The sequence below is a fragment of the Actinoplanes sp. NPDC051494 genome, from assembly GCF_044454705.1.
Lineage (GTDB): Bacteria > Actinomycetota > Actinomycetes > Mycobacteriales > Micromonosporaceae > Actinoplanes.
On the sequence record NZ_JBITDZ010000004.1, the window covers coordinates 34914 to 60285 of the forward strand.

Genomic DNA, 25372 nt, shown 5'->3' on the forward strand with positions numbered 1-25372 from the left:
ATGGTCCGGTTGTGCAGGTAGTGACGGATCAGACGAGCCATCTGGATCGCGCGGTGCGGCTCTTCGAGTTTCTCGCCCGGGCGCAACAGGCCACCACCTCGTCGGCGCGGACCCACGAGGGCTACCAGCTCGCGTGGGCCGACGACCTGCCCCGGCATCCGGCCGTGCATTTCGCGCACTGGTCGGACGCGCCGGGGCCGGGCGACGAGATCGGGCACATCGACCGCCTCGACGCGAGCCCCGCCCCGGAGGACAGCGACGCCGGCCTACGGGCGTGGACCGAACGGGAACGGGCCGAGAAGCCGGTCCGGGACGCGTACGCCAAGCTCTTCGCGATGCAGGCCGAAGCCGCGACCAACCCGGAGGAGCAGGAGCTGGTCCTGGCCATGGGGTGTCTGGTGTGGCACCCGGACGGCCACGCGCCGGTCCGCCGGCACCTCGTCACGACGCCGGTGACCATCGTCCTGGAACCGGTCAGCGGCACCCTGCGCATGCACGCCGTCGAGGACACCGACGCGCTGCGCATCGAGCTCGACATGCTCGACTCGGAACTGACCAGCTCACGGCACCTAACCGAGGCACGCGACGTCGCCCGGGCGTACACCGAGCACCCGTTGCACCGCAAAGCGATCGGTGAGCTGCTGCACCGGGTCGCGAACAGCCTCGACCCGAAAGCGCTGTACCTGGAGTCGGAGCCGCCGAGCCGGGGCACACCGGCCACCCCCGAGGTCACGCTGGCGCCCGCGATCGTGCTGCGCCGGCGCGACCGGCAGGGGGTCGTCGAACTGCTCGAGACGATCCGGGCCCAGATGATCGCGTCGCAGGTGGTGCCGGACGGCATCCTGCCGCTGGTCGACCCGGACCACCGGCCCGCGGTACGCGCCGACCCGACCCCCGGCGCGATGGTGACCGTCGACGACGAGGTGTTCCTGCCGTTGCCGGTCAACGAGCAGCAACTGCAGATCCTGCTGCAGGTCGACCAGCACGCCCAGACGCTGGTGCAGGGCCCGCCGGGTACGGGCAAGACGCACACCGCCGCGGCCCTGCTCAGCCACCTGCTCGCCCAGGGCAAACGGGTGCTGGTCACCGCGCAGACCGAACGGGCGCTCAAGGAGGTCCGGGCGAAACTGCCGGAGGCGATCCGGCCGCTGTCCGTGGCGGTGGTCGGGGCGTCCCGCGAGGACCTGACCGACCTCAAGGTGGCCGTCGACACGATCTCGCAGCAGGCCGTCGACTACGACGAGCAACGCCACACCCGCACGGTCGAGCACCACCTGATGGCCGTCGACAAACTGCGCCGGCACCTGTCCACGGTCAAGCGGCGCCTCGCCGACGTGCGGTCCGCCGAGATCACCCGGCACGAGCGCGGGCCGTACCGGGGGACGCTCGCCGCGATCGCCGCCGCGCACCGCGCGGCCGAACCGCGGTACGGCTGGATCCGGGCCTGGTCCCCCGCCGCACCGGACGAGGAACCGCCGGTGACCGCCGCGAAGGCCGCCGAATGGCTGAAACTGCTGCGCGACAGCGACCTCAGCGCCGACGAGGGGCCCGCCTACGACACGCTGCCCGACCCCGGTGACCTGGTACCCGTCGCGGACTTCGCCGCCGCGGTGACCGCGGAGGCCGCCGCCTGGGCGCAGCGCGAGAACCATCACGCACATCGCGCCCATGCCGCGTACCCGCTGGTCCGGGCCCTTGCACCAACCGACCGGGACGCCCTGCGGCAGCAGATGCACCGCCTGGCCGACCGCACCGAGGAACTGGCCCGGGGCGGCCCGGCCTGGCTGCCCGCGGCGCTGACCGACCCGGCCTGGCACGACCGGGCCCGGCAGGTGCGCACGCTGATCGACGAGGCCGACCCGCACGCCCGGATGCTCGGCGACACCCGGGTCGCCGTGCACGGCACCGACCTGACGCCACTGGTCACGCAGGCCGAACAGCTGCTGCGGCACCTCAGCGCGGGCGGCCGGATCAAGGTCGCCGACGACGGTACGGCCGCCCGGGGCCTGCTCGCCGCGAAGCCGGTGAAGGCCGCGCGGGACCTGCTCGACCAGGTACGCGTCGACGGTCACCCGCCCACCACGCCCGAGGCCCTGGACCGCTTCCTCGCCTGGGCCCGGCTCCAGCCGCTGCTCGGCGCGCTCGAGAAGGCCTGGCCGGCGCTGTCCCCGCGGGACGGCCTCGCCCACCACCTGACCCAGCTGGAGCACCTCGACCGGGTGCTCGCGCTCGCCACCGCGTACACCGAACAGGACCGTCACCTGGCCTCGCTGCGGCTGCCGCCGGCTGACCGGGCCGACGTCCGCGCGTACGCCGGTCTCGCCGACGCCGCGGCCGCCGAGGACCGGTTCGACGCGGCCCGCGCCGCCGTGGAAGCCGCCGCGGCGCCGGTCCTGCCACTGCTCGACGACCCGAGCCCGGCACCCGCCCTGCACGACGTCGTGGCCGCGGTCCAGAACCGGGACACCCGCGCGTACGGGATCGCCACGCACCGGCTCGTCCGGCTCATCGAGGTCCGTGCCCTGGTCGCCCACCGCGACCACCTGGCGGCCGCGCTCGGCTACCGGGCACCGGCACTGCGCGACGCGATCGCCGCGACCGCGCCGGACCCGGCCTGGGACGAGCGTCTCGCCGGCTGGGACGAGGCCTGGGAATGGCTGGTCGTCGGCGCGTGGCTGGCCCGGCAGCGACCGGCCGACCTCAACCGTCTGCAGAAGGAGGCCGGCGAGACCGAGACCGCCATCCGCGGCCACGTCGAGGAACTCGCGGCGGCGCGGGCCTGGCGGCACGCGGCCTCCCCGGAGCGCATCACCGGATCGGCCCGGGCAAACCTGCAGCAGTACGGCCAACTGGTGCGCCGCCTCGGCAAAGGCACCGCCAAGTACGCCGCCCAGCGCCGCGCCGAGATCCGCCAGGCCATGGACCGCTGCCGCCCGTCGGTCCCGGTCTGGATCATGCCGATCTACCGGGTGGCCGAGCAGCTGCGCGTGCAGCCGGACATGTTCGACGTCGTCATCGTCGACGAGGCGTCGCAGGCCGGGCTGTCCGCGACGTTCCTGCAGTACCTCGCCCCGACGATCGTGGTGATCGGCGACGACCGGCAGGTATCCCCGTCCGCGGTCGGTGTCGACCAGCAGGACCTGCGCAACCTCGCCGCGCAGTACCTGTTCGACGACCCGTACCGGGCCTCCTGGCAGGATCCGCAGCGCAGCCTGTTCGACGAGGCCAAGATGCGGTTCAGCGGCCAGATCCCGCTGGTCGAGCACCGCCGCTGCGTCCCGGAGATCATCGAGTTCTCCAACCGGATCGCGTACGAGCCGGAGCACATCCGCCTCGTCCCGGTCCGCCAGTACGGGGCCGACCGGCTCGACCCGATCCGGCCGGTCTTCGTCCCCACCGGCTTCGTCAAGGGCACCACCGACAAGACGAACCCACCCGAGGCGGAGGCCGTCACCGACCAGATCGTCGAATGCCTCGCCGACCCCCGCTATGAGGGCCTGACGTTCGGTGTCATCTCGTTGCGCGGCCCGCACCAGGCCAAACTCATCGAGAGCATGCTGCTCCAGCGCCTCGATCCCGCCGAATGGGAACGCCGCGACCTGCGCTGCGGCGACTCGGCCGACTTCCAGGGCTCCGAACGCGACGTCATGTTCCTCAGCATGGTCACCGCGGTCGAGGCCGGCCGGCGGCTCAGCTCGGCGACGACGGAGACGTACCTGCAGCGCTACAACGTGGCGGCGTCCCGGGCCAAGGACCAGATGTGGGTCTTCCACTCGATCCGCACCAGCGACATCGAGGACCCGGAGGACCTGCGCCACCAACTCCTCGACTACTGCTACGACGTGGCCGCCACCCGCCCGGCCCCGGAGGAACAGGCGCCGGTAAGGGTGGGCACCCCGTTCGAACAGCGCGTCCACGACCGCCTCACCGACCGGGGCTTCACCGTGGTGCCCCACTACGAGACCACCATCGGCTACACCCTCGACCTGGTCGTGGTCGGCGCCGACACCCGCCTCGCGATCGTCTGCGACGGCGACACCTGGTCCGGCCCGGACAGGTACGAGGCGGACATGACCCGCCAGCGAGAACTGAGCCGCTGCGGCTGGGAATTCTTCCGCATCCCCCAGTCCCTGTTCATCATCGACGAGGCAGCAGTCCTCCGGGACCTCTGGGCAACCCTCGAACGCCGGGGAATCCGACCCCTCCCCTGACCCCAGGATGGTGACTACACTGCGCCGATGGCTCTCGACCTGGATGCTCTGACCGGATACGTGGACCGCGACCTCGACGCCGACCTGGCCCGCTGGCTCGCCGACCGCCCACCCGTGAAGATCCCCCGCAAGACCAGGCCGATCAAGCCGTTCCTCCCCCGCCTGCCGCCCGCCGCGGCAACAGCCCTGACCGCCTTCGACCGACGCGTACGGTCCGGCACCATGCCCAACTTCCTCGACATAGCCGACTGGTCCTACGGCTTCGACTTCGCCGCCAACGACTGCACCCTGGTCGACGCCGACTACGAAACCCCCCTCACCGACGACGACGTCTACTCCCTGGGCGCCGACGGCAGCGGCAGCCTCTACGTCCTGCTCACCAACGGCCAGGTGGCCACCTGGTTCCACGAGGAAGAGGTGGTCGAGGGCGACACCCGCTTCGACAACCTCGACGTCTTCCTCTGGTCCGCGGTCCGCCACCAGGCCGTCCGAGCCGGAACCCTCCCCCTGGCCGCCGTGGAAGAGGACTTCCTGTCCCTCAACCAACCCGGCGCCCTGGCCCCCGAACTCGGCCTCCTGCACTCCATGCGGTGATCCAGGCCGACCCACCGGTCGAGCATCCGGGGACGGCTCAGATCATGTGGACGGAGGGGCCGCGTCGTTGTCACAACGCCAAGGCCACCACCGCACTCAACCTAGGGCGAGAGGTGGGCGGCGAACCAGTCCAGCACCGGTTCCGGCCGGCGCTGGAACTCCAGGTAACCGTCCCAGCGGATCGTCGAGTCCTCGATCCAGCTCAGGCGCTTGTCGGCGACCGGGATATTTTCGAAGATCGTCTGCACGTCCTCAGGAACGGTGAGCACGTCATCGCGGACCTGATAGACGTACGTCGGGACGGTGCACTGCCTGGCCCAGGTCTGAGGAGCGCGGGCGGCGAAGCCGATGCCGGTGGCCAGCCGGACGCGTCGCTCGAGCTCATCGGGGTCCGCGTGCACGCCCGCCACGGCGAGCACCCGCCCCAGGATGATCTCCTCGGTGACCGGTTGCGGTCCGGCCAGGCAGCGGACGTTCGCGAACGCCCGGGGGTCGAGGGTCATCGCGTACAAGGTCGCGTTGAAGCCCAGGCAACGGCTGAACAACCCCACCGCCATGTCCCGGGTGTCCGGCCGGGCCGCGACGTAGCGCAGGGAACCCAGCACGTCGCGGGCCTCGAAGATTCTGGCCGAGGCGATACCGCCGTTGCCGGTGCCGCTCAGCCCGTGGCTGCGCAGGTCGTAGGTCAGGACGTTGTAGCCGGCCCGGTGCAGGATCGCCAGGTCGTGGGTGAAGTCGACCTCGATGTCGTTGCCGCTCGGCCCCCAGATCGACTTCCAGGGTTCCAGGTGGGCGGGTAGACCGGACCGGGTGAAGTACATCGGGTGGTTGACGATGACGAGCCGGCTGGAGCCGGGCGCCGGGAGGAACCAGCCCTCGAGAGGGACACCGTCCGCGGACGGGAACGTGACGTCCTCGTATTCCAGTCCGCGCTCCGACGGATAGTGCATGATCGGCGAGCGGGGCAGCCGGCCCAGAGCCGCGGCGATGGCGTCCATGACGTGGCCCGCATGGTCGTCGGTCATCACTCGGCCTCGAGTTGGAGCCGGAGGCCGAGGAAGTCCTCCAGGTGCCACGTACTGATGATCTTGTCGTCCTTGATCTGGTGGAAGTCGAATGCGCGGAACGCCACGGTCCGGCCGGTCGGCGCGATGCCGAGGATCTCGCCCCGGTGGGTCCCGGTCGCCAGGACACGCACAGCCACCCGGTCCCCGGAGACGACGACGTCCTCGATCCGGGCGTCCAGGTCGGGGAAAGCCGACCGCAGGAACGCCACGGTGCCGCGGTATCCGTCGATCCCGGCCGGCGTGCCGACAGGAAGCGGGACGTCCTGCCAGTCGCCCGCGAGGTAGTCGCCCGCGTCGCTTACGTCCCCGGTGGTCATCGCCGCGTAGAAGCGGCGCACCAGCGTCTCAGGGTCGGCCACCGGGACCGGGGAGAACCCGTCCAGGAAGACCAGCCGGCGATCCAGCGCGGTGGCGGCGATCTTGCGGGCCGGGGCGTACTCGGCCGAGTCGTACCAGGTGTGCAACTGCGCCTTGTCGTTGAACTCGATGATGACGGCGAGCTGGTCCTGCGGCCAGTCGCCCTCGGCCACCTCGGCGGCGGAGGCGAGGACGAGGAACTTCCCGCCGTGCGCGGCGACCGAGGACTGGGCGATCTCCGCGTACTCCCGGGCGCCTTCGCCGTCGAGGACCTTGACTTCGGTCAAGCTGTAAACGGCCATGTGAGCTCTGCTTTCTCGCTTGTGGGATGCTGCTTTCGTTCTTCACAAAGTGTGTGAGGCGTCGGGGAAGAACGGAAACGACCATCGGTGATGAAGTCACAACCAGGGGGTCGTCGTGCCTGAGCTGAGGCAGCTGCGGATCCTGGTGACGGTGGCCGACGAACTGAACTTCACCCGGGCGGCGGGGAAGTTGTTCATGACCCAGCAGGCGGTGTCCAAAGTCATCCGCCAGATCGAGCAGGAGCTCGGCACCGAGCTGGTGGAACGGTCCACCCACACGGTGCGGCTCACCGCGGCGGGTGAATCGCTGGTCCACGACGCCCGGCGGATCCTGCCGCTCGTGGCGGCCGCGGTCGACCGGGTCCATGAGATCGGCAGCGGCCGCGCCGGCACGGTCCGGGTCGGTGTCTCTCCCGCCCTGGGCCCGGGTGAACGTGACGCGGTGGTCAGCGCCCTGCGGGCCGGCGCGCCCGGGCTCACGGTGGCGCTCAGCGAGTTGCGCCCGGAGCAGGCCGTGGCGGCGTTGCAGTCCCGGGAGATCGACCTTGCCGTCGTCCGGACCGCCCCGTACTCCTCGGCCCTGGACAGCGCCGGACTGGCGGTGACCCCGGCCCGCCTGTACGTGCCGGTCGGGCACCGCCTCGCGGAGCGGACGGCCCCCGTACCGTCGGCCGAGCTCGACGGCGAGCGGCTGCTCGTCTGGAGCCCACCCGGCACACCCCTGACCGACCTGATCGTCGGCCGTCTCGCCGCGGCGGGCGCCATGGTGCAACTCGTGCTGTCGCTGACGATGGGCATGGCCTCGGCCTTGAGTGACCTGCCCGAGCTCGGCGCAATCGCGATCGGGCCGGAAGGCTGGCAACGGCCGGGGCGCACGGTCGAGCTCCCCCTCGCCGACGACCTCCTGCTGCCCCTGGTCGTGATCTGGACCGCCGGAGCAGCCACCACCGTGGGCCGGCTCCCTGCGGCCCTCGGAGCCGATTCCACCCGAGCCCAGTAGTCGGCACTACGCAGCGCGGGCACTTTCTCAGACCGCGCGAGGGCGCCAGCGGCGATGAACCGGTCGGCGACGACAGCGGCAAGCACGGCGTTGCCATTCAGGAGCAGGTATGGCCGCTGTCAAGAAAGGCTCGACTGCTATGCCGTCCTGCAGAACTACCGTGACTTGGCATGCAGAAACGGGACAGCGAGATGGCGTGACGGAGAGGACCGAGCTGCATCTCGTGACGAGCTCCGGCACCAGTTCGCGGTGGAGTCGGAGAGCGACGCTGTCGGGCGCATCCGCTTCTACGCCGCTGCCCTGAACATCCTGGGTGGCATCTTCGCGCTCGCCCTGGTCTTCCTCATGGTGGGTGGGTGGTCGCCTGTCATGAGCTGCCACACCGGGGGTCGTGCTCCTCATCGCCGGCGGAGCACTGGGCGTCGTCGTCCAGCTGACCAAGGACGTCATCGCCGGGCGGCAGCGTCTCGGGTGGGCGTGGGCTTGCACCGTTCTCGGCATCCTGAAAATCGTCGTGGTGGCAGAACTGGTGTCCTGAGAAGGACGTCAGTGCAGGTCAACGGAGGAAAGGCAGTTCATGACGTTCACGGTGATCCCGGAAGGTCTGCCGGGCCGGCGAGGATGCCCGCGCTATCGGGGGTTACCTGCATCAGCGGTCCCCGAGCGTTCGCCGCCGCCCAGGCCAACCTGAACAAGGCCGGCACGCTGCTGGACGCCGACCAGGACGGGCTCACCGATTCCGCCGCCTACTACCGCCAGACCGACACGAATGCTGCGGTGCGCCTGGACGCCACCCTCCCGGCCCACCCCGACCGCACCGGGCTGACAGCACTGGAGCAGGCGTGGGCGGGCAACATCTGCAGCCCGTCGTTCGCCGACTCCCGCGATCCTTCCGGCCGGCTCACCGCGGTAGGCGATGTCACGGGCCGAGCAAGTCCGTACCCATCCCTCGAGAGTAAGAAGACGATCCCGGCGCACGGGCCGCATGCTCGTGGGTCATGACGTTTCTTCTTGGAGGCGTGAGGCCAGATGGGCGGCGAAGAAGGTGGTGATCTCTGCCAGCAGCTCGTGTACGCGAGCGACCGGTTTGCTGGTGTAGAAGTCGTGGTCGGCTTGCGGGTACTCCTTGTGGAGGACTTCAACTCCGGCAGCATGCAGGACCTGAGCGAGGTCCCTGCCCTCGGCGGCGAGAGTGTCGTATTCGCCGGTCTGGATGAGGGTGGGCGGCATCGAGTGGGGCAGGGATGCGTCATGGCGTGGAGCCGCTAACGGTTCCCGCCGCCGTGCGGCGTCAGGGAAGTAAGCCCAGCTCACCATTCGCTGAACGAAGGGACTGATCGCGGGCCGCGCAATGCTGGACGTTCGGTCCGTGCGGCTCATGTCCGTGACCGGCACGATCAGCGAAACCGCGAGCGGCCGGCGGCCTCCGACGGCGTGGATCTGCTGGCACACGTTGATGGCCAGTTTGGAGCCGGCGCTGATTCCTGACAGCAGCAGGCGGGCGCCGTCCCACCCGTTGGTGTCACCGTTTCGTTGGACCCATCGGGCGACGTCGTGCATCTCCTCTTCCGCGACCGGGTACTGCACTTTCGGGGCGGTGGAGTAATCAGGGAGCACGATGACCGCGCCGAGGTTGGCGGCCAGGTATCTTGCGAGGTGACGGTCCTGCTCTGGGTATCGGTTGAGGAAGCCGCCTCCGTGGAGCTGCATGATCACGGGCGGCAGCGTGTCTTCCTGCGCGGAGTTCCTCGTCGAGGGCCGGATCACCACTGCTCGCAGCGTGCCGTGCCGAGTGGGGATCAGCAGCGGCTCCTCAGCCGGCAGGGCCGCTGTGGTCAGGCCCTGGGCGATCGCGGGTGTGAATCGTACTCTGGAGCCGATGTTGGCGAGTGCCCAGAAGACGGGGTTGAACGTTCGGCGGGGCATCGTGCGCCTCTCGTGATGCGTGATGAGGTGGCCAGGAACGAGGTGAGCTCGGGGTGTGAGCGGTGGTTGATCTCGATTTTGAGTCCCTGTCGGCGTACCCGCCACAGTTTCACTTCGGCATCATGCAGGACACCGCCGAAGCTGTGCACGCCAAGCACGCCGAACGTGAGCAGGCCGGGTTCACACCCGGGAAGCTCAACGAAGGCTTCGAAGTCCGGTAGCCGAGGTAGGTCTCGAGCGGGATCGACCACGCGGGGTGGCGCCGTCCCCGGACAGCGCCACCCCGCGTTGGTTCCCGTTACTGGTCAGTTGCCGATGGTGGCCTGCGGGCCGGCGTACTTGGCGAGCAGGGCCGGGACGTCGGCGGCGGCGTCGAGGGTGTACGGGTAGAAGCTCTTCGGGTCGAAGGCGGAGCCGTTGGTCACCTGTTTGCCGGTGGAGTTCTTGACGATGCTGCCGCTCTGCTTGAGCTGGCCCTTCGTCAGGTCGTCGACGTTGTACGGGTTGGCGACGTTGTCGAAGTAGCTGTTCTCCAGCACCATCTTGGTGCCGCCGCGCGACAGGTTGCCGTACGAGGTGATGTTCTGCAGGTAGTTGTTGTAGAGGTGGGCGTAGAGCACGTTGTCGGTGCTCGGGTTGCGCTGGTGGGTGTTCTTGATCCAGTTGTGGTGGATCGTCATGCGCGAGGTGACGTGGTCGGTCCAGCCGATGCCGAACGCCTTGTTGCCGGTGTCGAGCACGTTCCAGGACACGGTCAGATACGTGGTGTCCTTGCGGCTGTCGATCATGCCGTCGTTCATCCGCGTGATCTTGTTGTGGTCGATCCAGATGTGGTCCGCGGTGTCCATCTGGATGCCGTCGTAGTCGTACGTCTTGTCGTCCGGGTCGTCCTCGGTCATCTGGGTGTCGCGGATGGTGAGGTTGCGGATGATGACGTTCTTGACCCCGGGGACGAGCTGGAATCCGCCGCCGACGATCTGGCCGGTGGTGCCGACGCCGACGAGGGTCTTGTTCGACGTGATCTTGACCTCGGTGCCCTTCGGCGTGAACGTGATGGCCCCGGCCACCTTGATCACGTAGGGCTCGGCCGCGGTGGCGTACTTGGTCAGGTCCGCGAACGTCTTCACGGTGACCGTGGCGCCGGCCGCGCCGCCGGTCGTGCCGCCGCCGGTCGAGGCGAAACCGTCCGGGGTGTTCGCCCAGGTCCGGCCCGAGGTGGTCGGCGCCGGGGTGGCGCCGGTGACCGGGGTGAACGTCCACTGCTTGTTCGAGTTGGCCGTGCACGTCTCCTGGATGATCGCCGCGCCGGTGGCCGTCGAGGCGCCCTGGTCGGAGATGCACAAGCCGGTCGCCACGTTGACGATCTGGAAGGTGCCGGTGCCGCTGGCGACCGTCTTCCACTGCTGGTTGCCTGCGACCCGACGCAGGTGTACTGCTGCAGCCGCAGGCCGGAGGTCTTCGACCCCGACGGCACATCGACGCACTTGCCGCTGTTCACGTTCTGGATCAGGACGTTGCTGCCCGCCGCGACGAGCTTGAACTGCTGCCAGGCGGCGCCGGCCGAGCACCCCCACTGCTGCAGCAGGGCGCTGTTGTCCTTCGAGGCGCCCGGCACGTCGATGCACTGGCCGCTCTTCTTGACGACGAGCTGGTAGGTGCTCCCCGCGGTGGGGGCGGTCGCCGCGCTCGACGGGAGGATCGACCAGCTGATCAGCGCGGCCGGCACGGCCAGCACCGTCGCGATCAGGGCGGTGCGCTTCTTCGAGAGTTTCATGATCAACCCACCGGGTTCCAGTTGTCCGAGCCCGCGAGGTACTTCTGCGGGGTGTAGGTGGCAGCCTGCGCGTCGGAGAGCTGCGGCCGGTTGCCGTTCTTGGTGGCGCCCGCGCCGGTGTTCTTGTACTCCAGGAACCGGGCGTTCTGCCACGTACTGCCGGACATGTCGACCCACGGCTGGGCGGTGGCCATGGTGGCGCTCAGATTCGACTCGCGGATCAGGACCTGCGCGTCCTGCCGCCACGGCCGCCCGAACTGGGTCGAGTTGGCCGTCGCGCCGGTGATCGTCGACTTGTAGATCAGGAAGCCGTACGCCTGGGTGGCCGGGGTCGAGGCCGCGGTGATCGGGCCGCCGCTCGACCGCTTCTCGTGAATCGTGCTGGCGTTGAACACCGCGATGCCGCCGCCGTAGATGAAGTCCACCGTGCCTTCGACGTACGACCCGGTGAAGTACGCCCGCGCGCTGTTGTTGACCAGCAGGGTGTCCTGGTCGCCGAGCAGGCGCACCTTGCTGAACACAGACCGGTCCGACTCCAGGGCGACCGCCAGGGCCTGCGAGTTGCCCTTCGTCTCGTCGTAGTCGTTGGAGATCGTCAGGTTCGTGGCGGCGAAGTCGTGCCCGACGATGTGCGCGGTCGCCGACCCGTTGGTGCCGTATGTGCTGGCCGGCCGGTCGTTGACGATGACCACGTCGTCGGCGGAGTCACCGCCGCCCTGCAGCGTGACGTAGGGCTTGGTCGACGGCACCGACAGGGTCTCCCGGTACGTCCCGGGCTTGATGGTGATCGTCTTACGGCTGGCGTTGCCGGCGCCGACCGCGTCGATCGCCGCCTGCACCGTCTTGTACGTACCGGAGCCGTCAGCCGCGACCGTGAACGAGCCGGCCGGCGGCGGGGTGGCGCCGGTGACCGGGGTGAACGCCCACTGCTTGTTCGAATTGGCGGTGCACGTCTCCTGGATGATCGCCGCACCGCTCGCGGTCGACGCACCCTGATCGGAGAGGCACAGCCCGCTGTTCACGTTGATGACCTGGAACGTGCCCGTGCCCGATGCGGTGATCCGCCACTGCTGATTGGTCTGCGACCCGACGCAGGTGTACTGCTGCACCCGCTGACCCGATGTCTTCGACCCCGCCGGCACATCGGCGCACTTGCCGCTGCTCACGTTCTGGATCAAAAAGTTGCTACCCGCCGCCACCAGCTTGAACTGCTGCCAGCCGGCCCCGGCCGAGCAACCCCACTGCTGCAGCAGTGCACCGTTGTCCTTCGACGCGCCCGGCACGTCGATGCACAGACCGCTCTTCTTCACGGCCACCTGGTAGGTGCCGCCGGCGACCGGAGCGGCCGCCGCGTCCGACGGCAACATCGACCAGCCGACGAGACCGATCGGTACGACCAGCGCGGCCGCCACGCCGAACAGCATCCGCTTGCTGGACTTTTTCTCTGCCATCGCAGACCTTCCTTACGTGCGGGGATGACGGCCGAGGGGAGGCCGCCGGTGTTCCTGTACCGGTAGATGCGGCGGCGGCCGAGTGACAACAAGAAACGCGGCAAAAACTTTCGCGGGTTCTTACGAGCGCCGAGGCGGGGTTCCCGCCACGCCCCCGGCGTGCACGAGCACCACGCCGGCGACCCTCGCCTTACAGCCTGTCCGGGGCCGTGCCAACATGCTGACCCGGCGGAAAAGTCTCAAAACAACGGTGATTTTCGATATTTATGAGCGGTTGCCGACCCGCGACGATCAGCGCGGTCCACGACCGACCAGAAAGGCTTGGTACTCGACGGTGACGCAGAGTCAGACGGCGCTCGATGTCGCCCGGCTGATCAGCCAGGCCCGCGCCGGCGACGCCCGAGCCACCGAAGAGCTCATCGCCGAGCACCTGCCGCTGATCTACAACATCGTCGGCCGCGCCTTGGACGGGCACCCCGACGTGGACGACATCGTGCAGGAGACAATGCTGCGCGCGCTGCGGGCCCTGCCGAGCCTGCGCGAGCCCGCCCGGTTCCGCTCGTGGCTGATCGCCATCGCCTACCGGCAGATCCAGCTCTACCTGCGCGACAAGCGGACCGCCCGGCTGCGGCTGGTGGCCGAGCAGCCCGAGCTGGCCGACCCGGCCGGCGACTTCGCCGAGCGCGCCACCGCCGAGCTGGTCGCCGACGCCCAGCGCCGGGACCTGGTGGAGGCGGCCCGCTGGCTGGACGACGACGACCGCCGGCTGCTCGGCCTGTGGTGGCAGGAGGCAGCCGGCGAGCTGAGCCGCGCCGAGCTGGCCGACGCGCTGGGCGTGCGCCCCAAGCATGCCGCGGTCCGGGTGCAGCGGATGAAGGCCCAGCTCGATTCCGTACGAGCGGTGGTCGGCGCCCTGCACGCCCGCCCCCGCTGCCCCGAGCTGACCGGCCTGGTCCGGCGCTGGAACGGCATCGCCGACCCACTGTGGCGCAAGCGGCTGACCCGGCACGTACGCGAGTGCCCACGCTGCGTCACCAGCGGGCGCGGGCTGATCGCCCCGGAGCAACTGCTGCTGGGCGCCGCGATGCTCCCGGTGCCGGCCACGCTTACCGCGAAGGTGGGCGGCCTGGCCGCTGCCACGCCCACCCACGTGCTGCCGACTTTCCTGCAACACAAGGCGCTGGCCGCCACCGGCGCCGCCGCGGTGCTGGCGACCGTCGGGTTCGTCTACGCCGTGCACTACTCCCCCGCGCCACCGGACGCCCCGATCGCGGCAGCCCCGCCGCCGCCGGTGTCCACCACCACCCCGCGGCCTGCGACGGCGACCACCACCGCCGCCACGACGCGGTCGCCGTCGTTGTCGCCGGCCACCAGCACGACCCCGCCGCCGGCCGACCAGGGCCAGGGCGTGCAGCGGGCCGACATCTTCGTGGCGCCGGACGGCTCGGACGACGGCGACGGGAGCCTCCGGCGGCCCTATGCCACGCTGGGCAAGGCCGTAGCAGAGGTGCGCCCGGGGCAGACGATCGCGCTGCGCGGCGGCACCTACCGGCCCGCCGCCGGGATCGACATCACCACCAGCGGCACCGCCCAGCGACGCATCGTGCTCAGCAACTACCGCGACGAGCGCCCGGTCGTCGACGCCTCCGGCCTGTCGGCCGGCCAGTGGGCGTTCGCTCAGCGCGCCTCCTGGTGGACCGTGCAGGGCCTCGAGGTGACCGGCTCGGCCGACCACGCCTATGTCTGCCTGGGCTGCCGGGACACGGTCTTCCGGCGACTGTCGATGCACGACAACGCCCGGTCCGGGCTCATGCTGCGCGGCGACGGCACGACCGGCAACCAGGTCCTCGACAGCGACTTCACCAGCAACCGGGCCCCCGGCGCGGGCACCGGGCTGAGCATCCAGTTCGGCTCCGGCGCGGGCAACGTCGTGCGCGGCAACCGGTTCGCGGGCAACGGTAACGCCGGACTCGACCTGGGCGCATTCGGCTCGCCGGTGACCATCGAGTACAACTGGTCGTACGGCAACGGCGGCACCGGCTTCGTGCTGGGCGGGGGCACCCCGACGGCCGTGGCCGCGCACAAGCTGCGGCACAACGCGGCGTGGGCCAACGGCAGCAACGGCTTCAGCGACGAGGGAAACACCGCCGCGCTGGAGCTGACCAACAACACCGCCTGGCGCAACAGCGGCACCGGGTTCCACCTGCCGGACGCCCCGGCCACCGTGCGCGCCGACGTGTCCGTCGACAACGGCCGGCCGTACGAGCTGAACCAGGCCGCCACGCCAACCCGCACCGGCGGGCAACAGCCGGCCACGTTCCGCTCGACCGACCCGGCCGAAGCCGAAGGTCCGCGGACCACCACAGGTGCCCTGCCGCCGACCGGCTTCCTGCAGACAGGCGACGGCAACGGCGCCTCCATGAACGGCACCTGACCCGCCCGGCCCACCACCATCACCGGGCCGCCCCGCAGCGGGCCACAGCTCGTCAGGACGGTCGTCGCCCGCTGACCGCTCCGCCCGATCACCGCCGCCCGGGGTTGTTTTGCCACCAGCGAGGGTCACTCGGGCGCGCCGGGTACTCGACGTACGTCAGGCCGGTCAGCAGGATGGGCGTGTGGAGGAGATGGCCAGCACGCCCGGTAAGTTCCTTACCGACCTCGACACCCTCGATAATCTGCCCGGCTTGCAGCAGGTTGAGCAGCTACGGCGAACCGACAAGGCCGTGACCATTGCTGGCCGCCGGCATGGCCGGGACGTGGTCGCCAAGCAGCTGACCAGCTCCGAACGGCACTGGGGCAAACGCTTCGCGCACGAGGTCGGCGCCTATCGGGAGTTCGCCACCACGCCGGTGCCGTGGCGGGTACCGCGGCTGCATCACGCCGGCCCCCGTCTTCTGGTCATCGAGCGGCTACCCGGTGCTCCCCCGCACACCGACCGGTACCCGCCCCGGCTACCGCAGCCCGTCGTGACGGGAATGATCGACGCGCTGACGGCGTTCGCCGCCTGGCAGCCTCCCCCGGGGATGCTGAGCACGCCGGTCACCGACTGGCCGGCCCGTATCCGCCGCTATGCCGCCACCGGGGACCTGCCCGGCGACGTTCAGCAACCGTTGCTCGACGCTGTCACCGATACTCCCCTGGTATTCGGTCATGGAGATCCGCTGGCCAGTAACGCCCTGACCGACCCCGGGCAACCGCTGGTTTTCATCGACTTCGAGTTCACCGGCATGTATCCGCCCGGCGCTGATCTTGCGCTTCTCGGGCTGTGGTTGGGCCGCCACGATCCCGGCGCCGAGCAGCGGTGCGCCCAGATCGTCGAGGCCACCGGATCGCTGCACACCTACCAGGCGATGCGGGTCCTGTGGTTCGCTCGTGAACAGCGGCTCTACAAGAGTCTGTTCGACGTGGTCGACGACCGCGAGCACCGTCAGTGGCTCGATGACCAGACCGCTGACGCGGTCACCGGATTGCGCCGGACCGTGGGCCGTGGCTGAGGCGCGCCACCCGTATCACCGCGCAGATGGCCGGGCTGCTCAGCCTGACACTGCTCAAGATCAACGACCTCGGCGCTGCGCGACAGTGGGGTCGAACCGCACGGATCGCCGCCGCCGAGTGCGGGGATCCCGCCACTCGCTCCTGGGTATGGGCACAGGAGGCCTACCGGTATTTCTATGCCGGCGAGACTCGCTCTGCGATCGCCGCCGCCGAACGTGCTCAGGAACAGGCCGGCCCGGGCGGCGGGGTCGGCGCCGCTCTCGCCGCAGCGCTCGAGGCCCGGGCACGTGCGGCGATCGGCGACGCTGCCGGCACGCAGCTCGCCCTTGGCCGGGCAGAAGAATTACTCGCCGATCTTGGCACGGAGCAAACGTCAGCCTCAGCGCTCGGTTACGACGAGGCTCAGCTGCGATTCCACGCCGGGAACGCCTACACACACCTAGGCGACAGCGCCTCCGCGTGGGCAGCCCAAGATCGAGCCATGCAGCTCTACCCCGAGTTCAACTACCTGGACAGGACGCTGGTCCACCTGGACCGGGCTGCCTGCCTGATTCACGGAGGGGATTTCCGGGCGGGCTCCATTCACGTACAGCATGTCCTCAGCCGGCTTACCGCCGACCAGCACGACCGTCTCGTCGTTACCCGCGCCGAGGCGGTCCTGAGTCTGGTACCCGCCATCGAGACCAGTTCTTCTGCAGTTCGCGACGCCCATGACTATCTGGCCACAATTAGTCTTGACAACATGGAGTTTCCTCGGTGATCACCCTGCGCCACGCCGACATCAGCGATCTGTCGGCCGTTGCCGACTTTCTCTACGACGTTGAGCGGTTCTATGGAACTGTCGACTTTCCTCCACGTCAGCAATGGGAGCAGCAGATCAAGTCACTGTTGTTCACTGATGCCCCGGCTGCCCGAGTTCTTTTAGCCCTTGAGGATGACAAGCCGCAAGGCTTCGCCAGCTACATTTTTCTCTGGCCTGCAGCCGGCGTCTCCAAATCACTATTCTTAAAAGAGCTTTACGTCCGAGAAACTCAGCGACGTCGCGGCGTCGGCGCCCATCTCATGTCGCGGTTGTGTTCCATCGCCGTGGAATCCGGAAGCAGCCGGTTAGAATGGACTACTGACACCGACAACAGTGACGCACAGAAGTTCTACAACAAATTGGGGGTTAGCCGCGCGTCAGCTAAGGTCATGTATCGGGCCGAGGGGGATGCTCTCGTCCGGCTATCCAGGATGCAGCTCGGCCGTGAGTGAGTGTTTTAGAGAGTTGCACTTCGGGCCTGTTTGCAGCGTCCAGCGTTGATGGCGGTGGTCGGACTCGCCGCGCGTGAGACGGCGCAGCATTTAACTGATCGCGGCCCAGCAGACCATCTCCTCGGAGCCTTCCGGGTCGCGTTCTTAGTCACGGGCCAGCCTACGGCGGGCGGTGAGCTAGCTGCTGTAAGCCCGCGCTGGTGAGCGCATGCTCCGGAGCTCGCTGATGTGCAACGATGAATCTATGAGTGGTGGCGATGCTGGTCTGGTCATCTGGGACGTCGATGGGACTTTGATCCCCGCGGACCTTCGCTGGCTGACCCGGGCCATCGCTAGTACATACGGGATCACAGAGTCCGATGTCGTCTTCCCGGACAAGAAGGTGCACGGGTACACCGACGAGTCCATCGTCGTTGATACCGCGATCGCATCGGGCGTCGACATCTCGATGGCCGAAGCCGGCATACCGCGGTTCTACGAAGCGATCGCCGCGGTCATGCACGAAGGCCGGCAGGAGCTCGCTGAGGTGCAGCCGCCATATCCGGGCGCTAAGGCGAGCATCGCTGCGCTGCATCGCGGCGGTTTCGTTCAGACGGTGCTGACCGGGAATGTCCGTTCGGCCGCGGAGGTCAAGCTTGCGGTGTCGGAGCTTGACGAGTTCCTCGATCTGCGAATCGGTGGGTTCGGCTCGGATGCTCGTGATCGTTTCGAGTTGCCCGCAGTGGTAGCGAGTCGGTATTCCGAGATCTATGGTCGCCAGCTGGATCCGGCCAGGACAGTCGTCATCGGGGATGCTCCCAATGACATCGCCGGCGCTCGGCACGGCGGCTTTCGGGTCATGGTCGTCGCTCATCGAGCCGGCCGCGACGAGCTGGCCGCTCACCGTCCTGACGCGATCCTCGACCATCTCGACCCAGACGAGGTTCACGCCGCGGTCGGCTCCCTCACGAGCGGCGCGTAACCGACCACACCGCAGAGGTTCCGTGAGCGGGCGGGGGACGCCTTACTGTTCCTAACACGATCCCTGGGTGGTCCAGTTGATCAGTCGGCGATCGTGTTAGGAACAGTTAAGCATTTGATGCTCACGCATCGACGAATCACGGCACTAATTCTTCGACGACGCTTTCAGGTGATGAGGCGAGCCGAGCTGATCAAGCCAGATGGAAACGTCGTTGTAGCAGTGAAAAGCAACAACCTTGCCGGTCCGAAGATGGAATACGTCGCAACAGGGCACATCACATCGTCTGCCGGTAGCCGGGAGTACGCCGCCGGCCACCCGGAAGTCGCCGTGGTGAGTACCTTGCAGCTTCAACTCGACGACGACCACGTCATCGGTGGCGTACACCCGTAGGAGCTCCCGGTGGAAGTCCGGAAACGCCGCCAAGAGCGCCTCGACGGGTTGGTGCACGTCTTGTCCGTACCACCGATTGCCAGAGGGGACATCGAGGAAGTAACCGTCGTCGGCGAAGAGGGACGCGAACTTGTCGGTGTCGTGGACCGAGGCCTCCGCCGCCGCATACAAGTCCCTGACGATGCGTTCGTTGGACGACATACCGTGATCACCCTTCCAGCTTTCGAACGATTGACTGTCAGCCCAGGTTCCGGCTGCAGCCCGCGTGCGCCCGGGGTCGGGCATGCGATCCACGGGAACCATTACCGATGTGACACGACTCAGCGGGTCAGATCATCTGTTTCGGCACCCTGATGCCGGCCTGGGCGAGGACGGTGCGGGCGGCCGTACCGTCGCGCCGGCCGGCATCTGCCGGGTCCATCGCGTCGGCGACCCGGGAGAAGGTCTCCGGGCCGGCCTGGCGCAGGTTGCCCTTCTCGGCCAGGATCCGCGCCACATCCACCACCGGGATGTCGCCTTCTCCGGCGAAGGCCCGATAGTTCAGCCCGTCGTCGGCGAGGCTCTCGCCTTGCGGCTCGCGAGCGCCGTCAGCGAGCTGCACGCTCCACAGGTACCGGGCCGGGATGGAACGCAGCAGGTTCAGGTCGTAGTCGCCGCGGAAGAAGTGCCACATGTCTATCGTGATGCCGCTGTTCGGCCGGTCCGCCTGGCGCACGATTGCCCAGGCGTCGGAGAGGTGGGGCACGCCCAGCACCGGGACGAATTCCAATTGCACGTCCATACCGGCGTCGGCGGCGCGGTCGCAGAGTTGCGCGAAACCCTCGATCAAGACGTCGACCGGCGGGGCTTGGGAGACTTCGAAGGCGGGGAAGGCAAGAATCGTGCGTACGCCCAACCGCTGCGCGATGGCAAAGGCGTCTCCACCCGCCGGGTCGAACTTGTTCTTCAAGGCTCCGCCTCCTGCCGCGAGATCGACCGGGGCCCAGTCGGCGAAAGCCTCGAAGTGCCGAATCGGCACCCCGGCTTCCTCGGCCATGCCGACGATGGCCCGCGGCGACAGTCCCGAAGCGGTCGCCGCGCGGTAGGTGTCCGCTCCGACGGCCAGGCTGGTGAATCCGCCGGCCTTCGCGGCGCGGACGTGTTCGACGAACGGCTTGTTCCGTACCGGCCCGGGCCAGAAGACCAGGTCGAGGGTGGACTCGTCAGTCATGAGCGGTTCCTTCCGCGGGAAGTGGTTGACGTGAGGCGGCTCGCTCCCGGAACCGCTGCCCCTGAACGTCTGCGGCGGATGCCGCTGGATCAGCGGGTGAAGGAAGGGCCTTGCGGAGCCCCGCGCTCGGTCGGCGCGCCGGACGACGGGGAGGCCGGGCAGTTCGTGTCCTTCGGAAGCTTGCCGTCGACCAGCCATGACGTGCCGATGTTGAGGGCACACGGGTTGCCGCCATAGACGTAGACGCCGTGCTGGTTGTCGTCGACGGCCACCAACCGGGATCGGTTGGCGAACTTCTTGCGGAAGATCTGCCCGCCCAGTAGCGGCGTGGCCACGTCACGGCGGTTCTGCATGATCAGGACGTTGGCCGGTCCGTTGTCGTTGACCTCGACCTGGGGCTTGGACGGCCCTGCCGTCCAGAACGCACACGGGTTGATGTTGGCCGTCGCCGCGCCGAAGATCGGGTACTTCCTGCGGTCCTGCGCGACACTGCGCTGATACGTCCGGACTTCGCTCGGCCACTCGGAGTCGTTACAGGTCACGGCCAGGAACGCCGAGAAGGCGTTGGAGCGCGGGTGGGCCTGTGCCGCTGTCGCCCCCGTGGTGCCCCGGGGGGCTGTTCCGGGGTTCTGCAGCGACTGCCAGAGCTGAGCCAGCTGGGGGTAGCTCGCCTTGTTGTACAGGAACCCGTAGCTCAGGAGCCGGAAGATGCGACCGTCGAAGCCGGGGATCGGCTGCTCGTCGAGTCGCCCGGCGGTGGCGAAGTATGTCTCACGCACCTCCTTCGGCGTCCGGCCGAGGCCGTACGCGATGTGTCGTTCCGCGGCCCAGGCGGCGAAGTCCGGGAACGCCTGCTCGGCACCGAGCCCGAACCGGCGCAGGCTGGCCCGGGTCAGTGCGGTGTCCCCGAGATTGCTGTCGATGATGATCCGGTCGCTGGTACCGGGAAACATCGAGGCGTACGCGGCGCCCAGTGCCGACCCGTACGAATATCCGAGGAAGCTGGCCTTCTGCTCACCCAGCGCCATCCGGATCCGGTCCAGGTCCCGCGCCGAATTGGCCGTTGAGATGTGCGCCAGCCGGCCGTCTTTGTCATTGGCCACGCACTGTTCGGCGACGGCCTTGGCCGCCTTGGCGTTCTCGGCGACCACGGCTGCGTTCTCGGCCCAGCGCGGGACGTTGCCGGCGTAGTCCTGTTCGAACGTGAACCTGCAGTCGACGGGGGCCGAGTAGCCCACGCCGCGGTTGTCCATGCCGATCAGGTCGTAGGCGTCCAGAACGCTGCTCGGGATGCCCCGACCCACCAGCTGGGCCGGCATCGCCAGTCCGGACTCGCCCGGGCCACCCGGGTTGAGCATCAGCACACCGCGTCGCTCCCGTGGGTTCGCGCTGGCGAGCCGGGACACCTTCAGATCGATCTTCGTCCCGGACGGGCGCCGGTAGTCCAGCGGCACCGACACGGTGGTGCACTCAAGAGTGGGAGCTTCCGCCGCAACCTCCTGCGGGCAAGAGCCCCACGCAGGACGATTAGTCGTTTCGGCGGTCACGCTCGCCGCCGCCACTAAGCCAGCCGGACCGAACGCCGCAGTCAGGACCAGTGCTGCCAATGCCATACCAAGCCTTCGACGCATGTCGAACTCCACAGTGTGCCTCGAGTTGCCATCGGGGATGGCCAGTGGAAACCGTGTCGTCGCCACACAGTCAACCCGCGAACGGACCACCGCCACCTTCTTGGCCGTTGTGGAGTGCCCTCCACGACGGCCCTGATCTCCCGGTCGGTGGCCGGGGGTCGTCTCTCGGTCCGCTAGGCGTCAAGAGCGAGGTGATTGAGCTCCGGCTCGATGCGGGTTTCGTAGAGCTCGACGTAACGGTTCGCGATGACGTCGGCGGCCGCATCCGGATGTCCGCCGCCGATCCATGTGCTGATCGCGACATGTGCGGCGTAGACGCCCTTCGGCTTGAGCACGTTGTGCAGGTTGAGGACCCAGTTACGCAGGCCGGACGCGGCCAGGTTGATGTTGGCGAGGGAGGGAACGGGGGTGATGGAGCCACCGCCGGTGGTCACCAGGATTGTTCCGCTGCCTGCCGCGATCATGTCGTCGACCACCTGCCGCACGCAGTGGATCGCGCCGTGGACATAGAAGTCGAGGTGCGGCTGCAGGTTCTTCGGAGTGACCTCGAACAGTCCTACGGCGTCCATCTCTCGGTCGACGGGTGAGAACTCCAGAACGTCAATGGCACCGAAACGCTGCTTGATCCGAATGAACGCTTGTGTGACGGTGTCGGGCTGCAGAATGTCGGCGGTGAACCCGGCGGACACGATGCCTTCGGCGCCCAGTTTCTCGACCAGGGTCTCCAACTTCGCAGCGTCGCGGGCGAGCAGGGCGACGCCGAAACCCCGCCGGCCGAACGCTCGGGCGATCTCCATGCCCAGGCCGGGCCCGGCTCCGACGATCACGATGATGGGCACAGTGAACTCCTTGGTTGGGTTCAGGTCGAACGCGCGGTCGGGGCCGTGGCCCGTGTCCGAGGGCTCTCAGGCGGGAGCCGTCCTGACCGCCCCCGGTGTTCAGACCTGCGATCACGAGCAACTTCCCTCCTATGTGACACCCTGTTCCTGGAACACGGTCAATCGCGAGGAACGCCGTGAACACGATGTCGCTGGGGTTCGGCGCCGGCGCTTACAGCATCGCCGGGGCGCCGGCGGGATTGAGGTGGTCCACCAGATCCGCGCAGTTCTTCCGGATGGCGACCCGGCCAGGACTTCCGGCTCCGGCCCCCGTACAAGATCGCCCGAGCGCCGGAAGCGTTCCGCTAGGAGAGGCGAGAGGGAAGCGCGACGGTTTCGCCCGTCACATCGATCGTGACCTTGCCGCGCAGTGCGTACGACCGCCTGTTCTCCAGGAGCTCATGAGCCTCGCCCATCCGGGCGAGCGGAAGCGTCGCGCCGATGACCGGCTTTACGAGATCGCGCTCGACCAGCGTGGTGAGCGCGTCCAGTTTTCCGCGGTTCTGCCGGGTGAAGACGAAGTGATAGGCGGCGTTCCTGCCCCACGCCTCGATGAGGTTCTGCGGCTGCGCGATGTCGACGATGCTGACGACGCGCCCGAAGTCGGCGAGCGCCAGCGGGCTTCGGGTGAGCGCATCGCCGCCGATCGTGTCGAAGACGACGTCGACCCCCCGGCCACGCGTCATCTCGGCCACGGCATCGACGTAGTCCGTCGACGTGAAGTCGATTGCCGCATCCGCTCCGAGCAAGCGCACGAATTCATGGTCGCGGGCTCTCGCGGTGGCGATCACCCGCGCGCCGATCGCCTTCGCGACCTGGATCGCGATCGTGCCGACACCGCCGGCGCCCGCATGGATGAGGATCGTCTCCCCCACGGTGAGCCGAGCCCGTGTCACCAGGGACTCCCAGACCGTCCCGCCGACGAGAGTCAGGCTCGCCGCCTCCAGGTGACTGAGGTTCTCCGGCTTCCGGCCGACGAGGTCGACGTCGGCGACGTGCTGCTCGGCGTACGAGCCGGGGCCACCGAAGATCCGGGGCGTGTAGTACACCGCATCGCCGGCACGGAACTCGGTCACGTGGGATCCGACCTCCTCGATCACGCCGGAGACGTCGTGCCCGATGATCGCCGGGAGCGGCACCTGATCCGGGTAGTCCCCGCGACGGATCTGATAATCGAGCGGGTTGACGGCGGTCGCGTGGACGCGCACCCGTACCTGACGGGGTCCGGTCCGCGGTACGGAGACGTTACGCAGCTCGAAAGCATCGACCCCGCCGAAACGGGCGAGCACGACGGCCTTCATCGGGTCAGCCGACAGGTCGCGCCCTGCGCGGGCACCTCGAGGTCGATCAGATAGACGGCGATGGCGGCGTCGACACACGCATTACCGGCGAGCATCGTGCCGTGCTGTCTGCCCTCCACGGTCAGCAGATTGCCGCCCAAGGTCTTGGCCAGGCTCACGCCACCCGCGTGCGGGGTCAACGCATCGCCGGTCACCGAGACCGTCAACGTGGGCGGAAGGTTCCGGATGCCGGTCGCATAGGGGAATCCGAGCGTCGGCTCCGACGGCCAGCCCTCGCACCAGTCCGGTGTGTCCTGCACGGGCGTGCCCGGATCGAGGAAGGGCGCGGCAGCGAGGGTCTTCTCGGTGAGTTCGGCCATGCCGCGCGGGGAGAAGCGTTCCTCGTCGAGGCAGTCGATCGCGTAGTTCGCCTCCACGGAGTTGTCGTACCGGCCGTTCGGCGACCGCCGGTGGTAGCTGTCTCGCAGGGCGAGCAGGATGTCACCTCGGCCCGCCTTCAGCTCCGCCAGCCCGGCCACGACCTGAGGCCAGAGCCGCTGGGCGTAGAGGCCGGTGACGATGCCGTCGTTGGCGGCGATGAAGCTCAGCCGGCGACCGGGACCGGCCGGCGCCGGGTCGATCAGCAGGGGCCGGGCGAGTTTCTGATACTCGGCAGTGGCTCCCTTGACGTCGTCGCCGAGCGGACAGTTCCCCTTCGCGATACAGAAGGCCGCGATCTCGTCGAAGGCCTGCTGGAAACTCGCCCACTGCTCCTGGCGGCGCTTGAGCGTGTTCGCGTACGGATCCAAGGCGCCGTCGAGCACCAGTGCCCGTACCTTGTCGGGGAACATCTCGGCGTAGACGGGACCCAGCCGCGTGCCGTAGCTGGCGCCCGCGTAGGTCAGTTTCTCGTCGCCGACGACGGCGCGCAGGATGTCCAGATCGCGGGCGGCGTCCCGGGTTCCGAAGTGGGCGAGCTTGTCCGCGCCGCCTACGCTGTCCGCGCACGCCTGCACGAGCGGGGGCGCTCCGGGGCTGACCAGCTGACTGCCCGGGGTGACGTCGGCGTCCCGTTCGGCGTCGTCGAAACAGTCGAGCGCGGGCTTGCTCGCGCCGGTTCCGCGCGGGTCGAAACCGACGATGTCGAAACGCTCGGAGACCGGGCTCTTCGCCAGGGTCGCCGAGATCATCGCGGCGTAACCGACGCCCGGATAGCCCGGACCACCCGGGTTCAGAAACAGTGATCCGATTTTTTTGTCGCCCTTGGCCGGGACCCGGAACACCGCGATACGCGCGAGGTCGCCGTCAGGTTTCTGGTAGTTGAGCGGCACCTCCACCTCGCCGCATTCGCCGTCGACGGAGATCTGGGTGCCCTCCAGCGGGGTCTTGCACGGCGCGAAGGCGGGCTTCTGCTGGTAATAGCGGTCCAGGGAGGGCGACGGGGAGGCCTGCGGAGATGGCGATGCAGCGGTACACGCACTCAGAAGCAACAGCAGAGGCACTACGGCCGCCGATGCCCTGCCGAGAATGCGACGCGCAGGTGCTGACACAGCACCCGGTTCGATGTCCATGCGCCTACGCAACACCGTGT

Annotated in this window: 22 protein-coding genes and 1 pseudogene; 11 read left to right on the forward strand and 12 right to left on the reverse strand. The window is 68.6% G+C overall.

Translation table 11 applies throughout. The features are described 5' to 3' along the window. Window positions 1-11 precede the first annotated feature (11 nt). Window positions 12-4211, forward strand: coding sequence for an AAA domain-containing protein (locus tag ACIA6A_RS16880; RefSeq protein WP_396098583.1), 4200 nt, complete (start codon window positions 12-14; stop codon window positions 4209-4211). Between the two features lie 27 nt (window positions 4212-4238). Then, window positions 4239-4805 carry a hypothetical protein gene (locus tag ACIA6A_RS16885; RefSeq protein WP_396098584.1) on the forward strand — a complete coding sequence of 189 codons (567 nt, stop codon included), beginning with the start codon at window positions 4239-4241 and terminating at the stop codon, window positions 4803-4805. Window positions 4806-4906: 101 nt separating this feature from the next. Here ACIA6A_RS16885 and ACIA6A_RS16890 read toward each other — a convergent pair whose 3' ends face one another. Together ACIA6A_RS16890 and ACIA6A_RS16895 are read right to left on the reverse strand one after the other, a co-directional pair. Further along, window positions 4907-5830, reverse strand: coding sequence for an alpha/beta hydrolase (locus ACIA6A_RS16890; RefSeq protein WP_396098585.1), 924 nt, complete (start codon window positions 5828-5830; stop codon window positions 4907-4909). Further along, entirely contained in the window at window positions 5830-6531 is a 702-nt protein-coding gene (locus ACIA6A_RS16895; RefSeq protein ID WP_396098586.1) for an ester cyclase, read from the reverse strand. The genes ACIA6A_RS16890 and ACIA6A_RS16895 overlap by 1 nt, the downstream gene beginning before the upstream one ends. A 115-nt stretch (window positions 6532-6646) precedes the next feature. On the opposite strand from ACIA6A_RS16895, the gene ACIA6A_RS16900 reads away from it, so the two are divergent. From ACIA6A_RS16900 to ACIA6A_RS16910, 3 genes are all read left to right on the forward strand, one after another. After that, complete coding sequence (locus tag ACIA6A_RS16900; RefSeq protein ID WP_396098587.1) at window positions 6647-7531, forward strand: LysR family transcriptional regulator; 885 nt, start codon at window positions 6647-6649, stop codon at window positions 7529-7531. 391 nt (window positions 7532-7922) lie between these two features. Continuing rightward, entirely contained in the window at window positions 7923-8069 is a 147-nt protein-coding gene (locus ACIA6A_RS16905; protein WP_396098588.1) for a hypothetical protein, read from the forward strand. An 83-nt stretch (window positions 8070-8152) separates the two neighbouring features. Continuing rightward, window positions 8153-8533: a hypothetical protein gene (locus ACIA6A_RS16910; RefSeq protein ID WP_396098589.1), complete on the forward strand. Its 381-nt coding sequence runs from the start codon at window positions 8153-8155 to the stop codon at window positions 8531-8533. On the opposite strand, the gene ACIA6A_RS16915 is transcribed toward ACIA6A_RS16910, so the two are convergent. Further along, window positions 8528-9457, reverse strand: coding sequence for an alpha/beta hydrolase (locus ACIA6A_RS16915; protein ID WP_396098590.1), 930 nt, complete (start codon window positions 9455-9457; stop codon window positions 8528-8530). The two genes, ACIA6A_RS16910 and ACIA6A_RS16915, sit on opposite strands and share 6 nt — an antisense overlap. A gap of 62 nt (window positions 9458-9519) precedes the next feature. Between ACIA6A_RS16915 and ACIA6A_RS16920 the strand changes: the two genes are divergently transcribed. Then, the gene (locus ACIA6A_RS16920; protein ID WP_396098591.1) at window positions 9520-9678 is read left to right on the forward strand and encodes a hypothetical protein; all 159 of its coding nucleotides are present in this window, start codon (window positions 9520-9522) and stop codon (window positions 9676-9678) included. Window positions 9679-9762: 84 nt separating this feature from the next. Here ACIA6A_RS16920 and ACIA6A_RS16925 read toward each other — a convergent pair whose 3' ends face one another. The 3 genes and pseudogenes from ACIA6A_RS16925 to ACIA6A_RS16935 form a co-directional block, all read right to left on the reverse strand. Continuing rightward, window positions 9763-10812: a hypothetical protein gene (locus ACIA6A_RS16925; protein WP_396098592.1), complete on the reverse strand. Its 1050-nt coding sequence runs from the start codon at window positions 10810-10812 to the stop codon at window positions 9763-9765. A gap of 119 nt (window positions 10813-10931) precedes the next feature. Further along, a pseudogene (locus ACIA6A_RS16930) lies at window positions 10932-11231 on the reverse strand (RICIN domain-containing protein); the annotation flags it as partial. A gap of 2 nt (window positions 11232-11233) precedes the next feature. Continuing rightward, complete coding sequence (locus ACIA6A_RS16935) at window positions 11234-12682, reverse strand: pectinesterase family protein (protein WP_396098593.1); 1449 nt, start codon at window positions 12680-12682, stop codon at window positions 11234-11236. A 334-nt stretch (window positions 12683-13016) separates the two neighbouring features. Here ACIA6A_RS16935 and ACIA6A_RS16940 point away from each other — a divergent pair, with 334 nt between their 5' ends. The 5 genes from ACIA6A_RS16940 to ACIA6A_RS16960 all read left to right on the forward strand — a co-directional run bounded on the left by ACIA6A_RS16940 (window position 13017) and on the right by ACIA6A_RS16960 (window position 18392). Next, entirely contained in the window at window positions 13017-15116 is a 2100-nt protein-coding gene (locus ACIA6A_RS16940) for a sigma-70 family RNA polymerase sigma factor (protein ID WP_396098594.1), read from the forward strand. Window positions 15117-15306: 190 nt separating this feature from the next. Next, window positions 15307-16176 (forward strand): aminoglycoside phosphotransferase family protein, encoded by an 870-nt coding sequence (locus tag ACIA6A_RS16945; RefSeq protein WP_396098997.1) that lies wholly within the window; start codon window positions 15307-15309, stop codon window positions 16174-16176. Between the two features lie 26 nt (window positions 16177-16202). Beyond that, window positions 16203-16937 carry a hypothetical protein gene (locus tag ACIA6A_RS16950; protein WP_396098595.1) on the forward strand — a complete coding sequence of 245 codons (735 nt, stop codon included), beginning with the start codon at window positions 16203-16205 and terminating at the stop codon, window positions 16935-16937. Beyond that, window positions 16934-17431: a GNAT family N-acetyltransferase gene (locus ACIA6A_RS16955; RefSeq protein ID WP_396098596.1), complete on the forward strand. Its 498-nt coding sequence runs from the start codon at window positions 16934-16936 to the stop codon at window positions 17429-17431. Before ACIA6A_RS16950 ends, ACIA6A_RS16955 begins: the two co-directional genes overlap by 4 nt. A 244-nt stretch (window positions 17432-17675) precedes the next feature. Beyond that, entirely contained in the window at window positions 17676-18392 is a 717-nt protein-coding gene (locus tag ACIA6A_RS16960) for an HAD family hydrolase (protein WP_396098597.1), read from the forward strand. A 144-nt stretch (window positions 18393-18536) separates the two neighbouring features. Here ACIA6A_RS16960 and ACIA6A_RS16965 read toward each other — a convergent pair whose 3' ends face one another. The 6 genes from ACIA6A_RS16965 to ACIA6A_RS16990 form a co-directional block, all read right to left on the reverse strand. Beyond that, window positions 18537-19067: a nuclear transport factor 2 family protein gene (locus tag ACIA6A_RS16965; protein ID WP_396098998.1), complete on the reverse strand. Its 531-nt coding sequence runs from the start codon at window positions 19065-19067 to the stop codon at window positions 18537-18539. Between the two features lie 43 nt (window positions 19068-19110). Then, window positions 19111-19992: a sugar phosphate isomerase/epimerase family protein gene (locus ACIA6A_RS16970; protein ID WP_396098598.1), complete on the reverse strand. Its 882-nt coding sequence runs from the start codon at window positions 19990-19992 to the stop codon at window positions 19111-19113. 89 nt (window positions 19993-20081) lie between these two features. Continuing rightward, window positions 20082-21452 (reverse strand): alpha/beta hydrolase, encoded by a 1371-nt coding sequence (locus ACIA6A_RS16975; protein ID WP_396098599.1) that lies wholly within the window; start codon window positions 21450-21452, stop codon window positions 20082-20084. A 344-nt stretch (window positions 21453-21796) separates the two neighbouring features. Next, window positions 21797-22462 (reverse strand): SDR family NAD(P)-dependent oxidoreductase, encoded by a 666-nt coding sequence (locus tag ACIA6A_RS16980; RefSeq protein WP_396098600.1) that lies wholly within the window; start codon window positions 22460-22462, stop codon window positions 21797-21799. Window positions 22463-22806: 344 nt separating this feature from the next. Next, window positions 22807-23802, reverse strand: a complete 996-nt coding sequence (locus ACIA6A_RS16985) for a zinc-dependent alcohol dehydrogenase family protein (RefSeq protein WP_396098601.1) — start codon at window positions 23800-23802, stop codon at window positions 22807-22809. Then, window positions 23799-25352 (reverse strand): alpha/beta hydrolase, encoded by a 1554-nt coding sequence (locus ACIA6A_RS16990; protein WP_396098602.1) that lies wholly within the window; start codon window positions 25350-25352, stop codon window positions 23799-23801. Before ACIA6A_RS16990 ends, ACIA6A_RS16985 begins: the two co-directional genes overlap by 4 nt. Window positions 25353-25372: the final 20 nt, after the last annotated feature.

Excerpts from the sequence above, each read along its gene's own strand:
- ACIA6A_RS16885 (WP_396098584.1), top strand. The coding sequence starts at position 4,239 with ATGGCTCTCGACCTGGATGCTCTGACCGGATACGTGGACCGCGACCTC.
- ACIA6A_RS16890 (WP_396098585.1), bottom strand. The coding sequence starts at position 5,830 with ATGACCGACGACCATGCGGGCCACGTCATGGACGCCATCGCCGCGGCT.
- ACIA6A_RS16895 (WP_396098586.1), bottom strand. The coding sequence starts at position 6,531 with ATGGCCGTTTACAGCTTGACCGAAGTCAAGGTCCTCGACGGCGAAGGC.
- ACIA6A_RS16910 (WP_396098589.1), top strand. The coding sequence starts at position 8,153 with ATGCCCGCGCTATCGGGGGTTACCTGCATCAGCGGTCCCCGAGCGTTC.
- ACIA6A_RS16915 (WP_396098590.1), bottom strand. The coding sequence starts at position 9,457 with ATGCCCCGCCGAACGTTCAACCCCGTCTTCTGGGCACTCGCCAACATC.
- ACIA6A_RS16935 (WP_396098593.1), bottom strand. The coding sequence starts at position 12,682 with ATGGCAGAGAAAAAGTCCAGCAAGCGGATGCTGTTCGGCGTGGCGGCC.
- ACIA6A_RS16945 (WP_396098997.1), top strand. The coding sequence starts at position 15,307 with ATGGCCAGCACGCCCGGTAAGTTCCTTACCGACCTCGACACCCTCGAT.
- ACIA6A_RS16950 (WP_396098595.1), top strand. The coding sequence starts at position 16,203 with ATGGCCGGGCTGCTCAGCCTGACACTGCTCAAGATCAACGACCTCGGC.
- ACIA6A_RS16960 (WP_396098597.1), top strand. The coding sequence starts at position 17,676 with ATGAGTGGTGGCGATGCTGGTCTGGTCATCTGGGACGTCGATGGGACT.
- ACIA6A_RS16965 (WP_396098998.1), bottom strand. The coding sequence starts at position 19,067 with ATGCCCGACCCCGGGCGCACGCGGGCTGCAGCCGGAACCTGGGCTGAC.
- ACIA6A_RS16970 (WP_396098598.1), bottom strand. The coding sequence starts at position 19,992 with ATGACTGACGAGTCCACCCTCGACCTGGTCTTCTGGCCCGGGCCGGTA.
- ACIA6A_RS16985 (WP_396098601.1), bottom strand. The coding sequence starts at position 23,802 with ATGAAGGCCGTCGTGCTCGCCCGTTTCGGCGGGGTCGATGCTTTCGAG.
- ACIA6A_RS16990 (WP_396098602.1), bottom strand. The coding sequence starts at position 25,352 with ATGGACATCGAACCGGGTGCTGTGTCAGCACCTGCGCGTCGCATTCTC.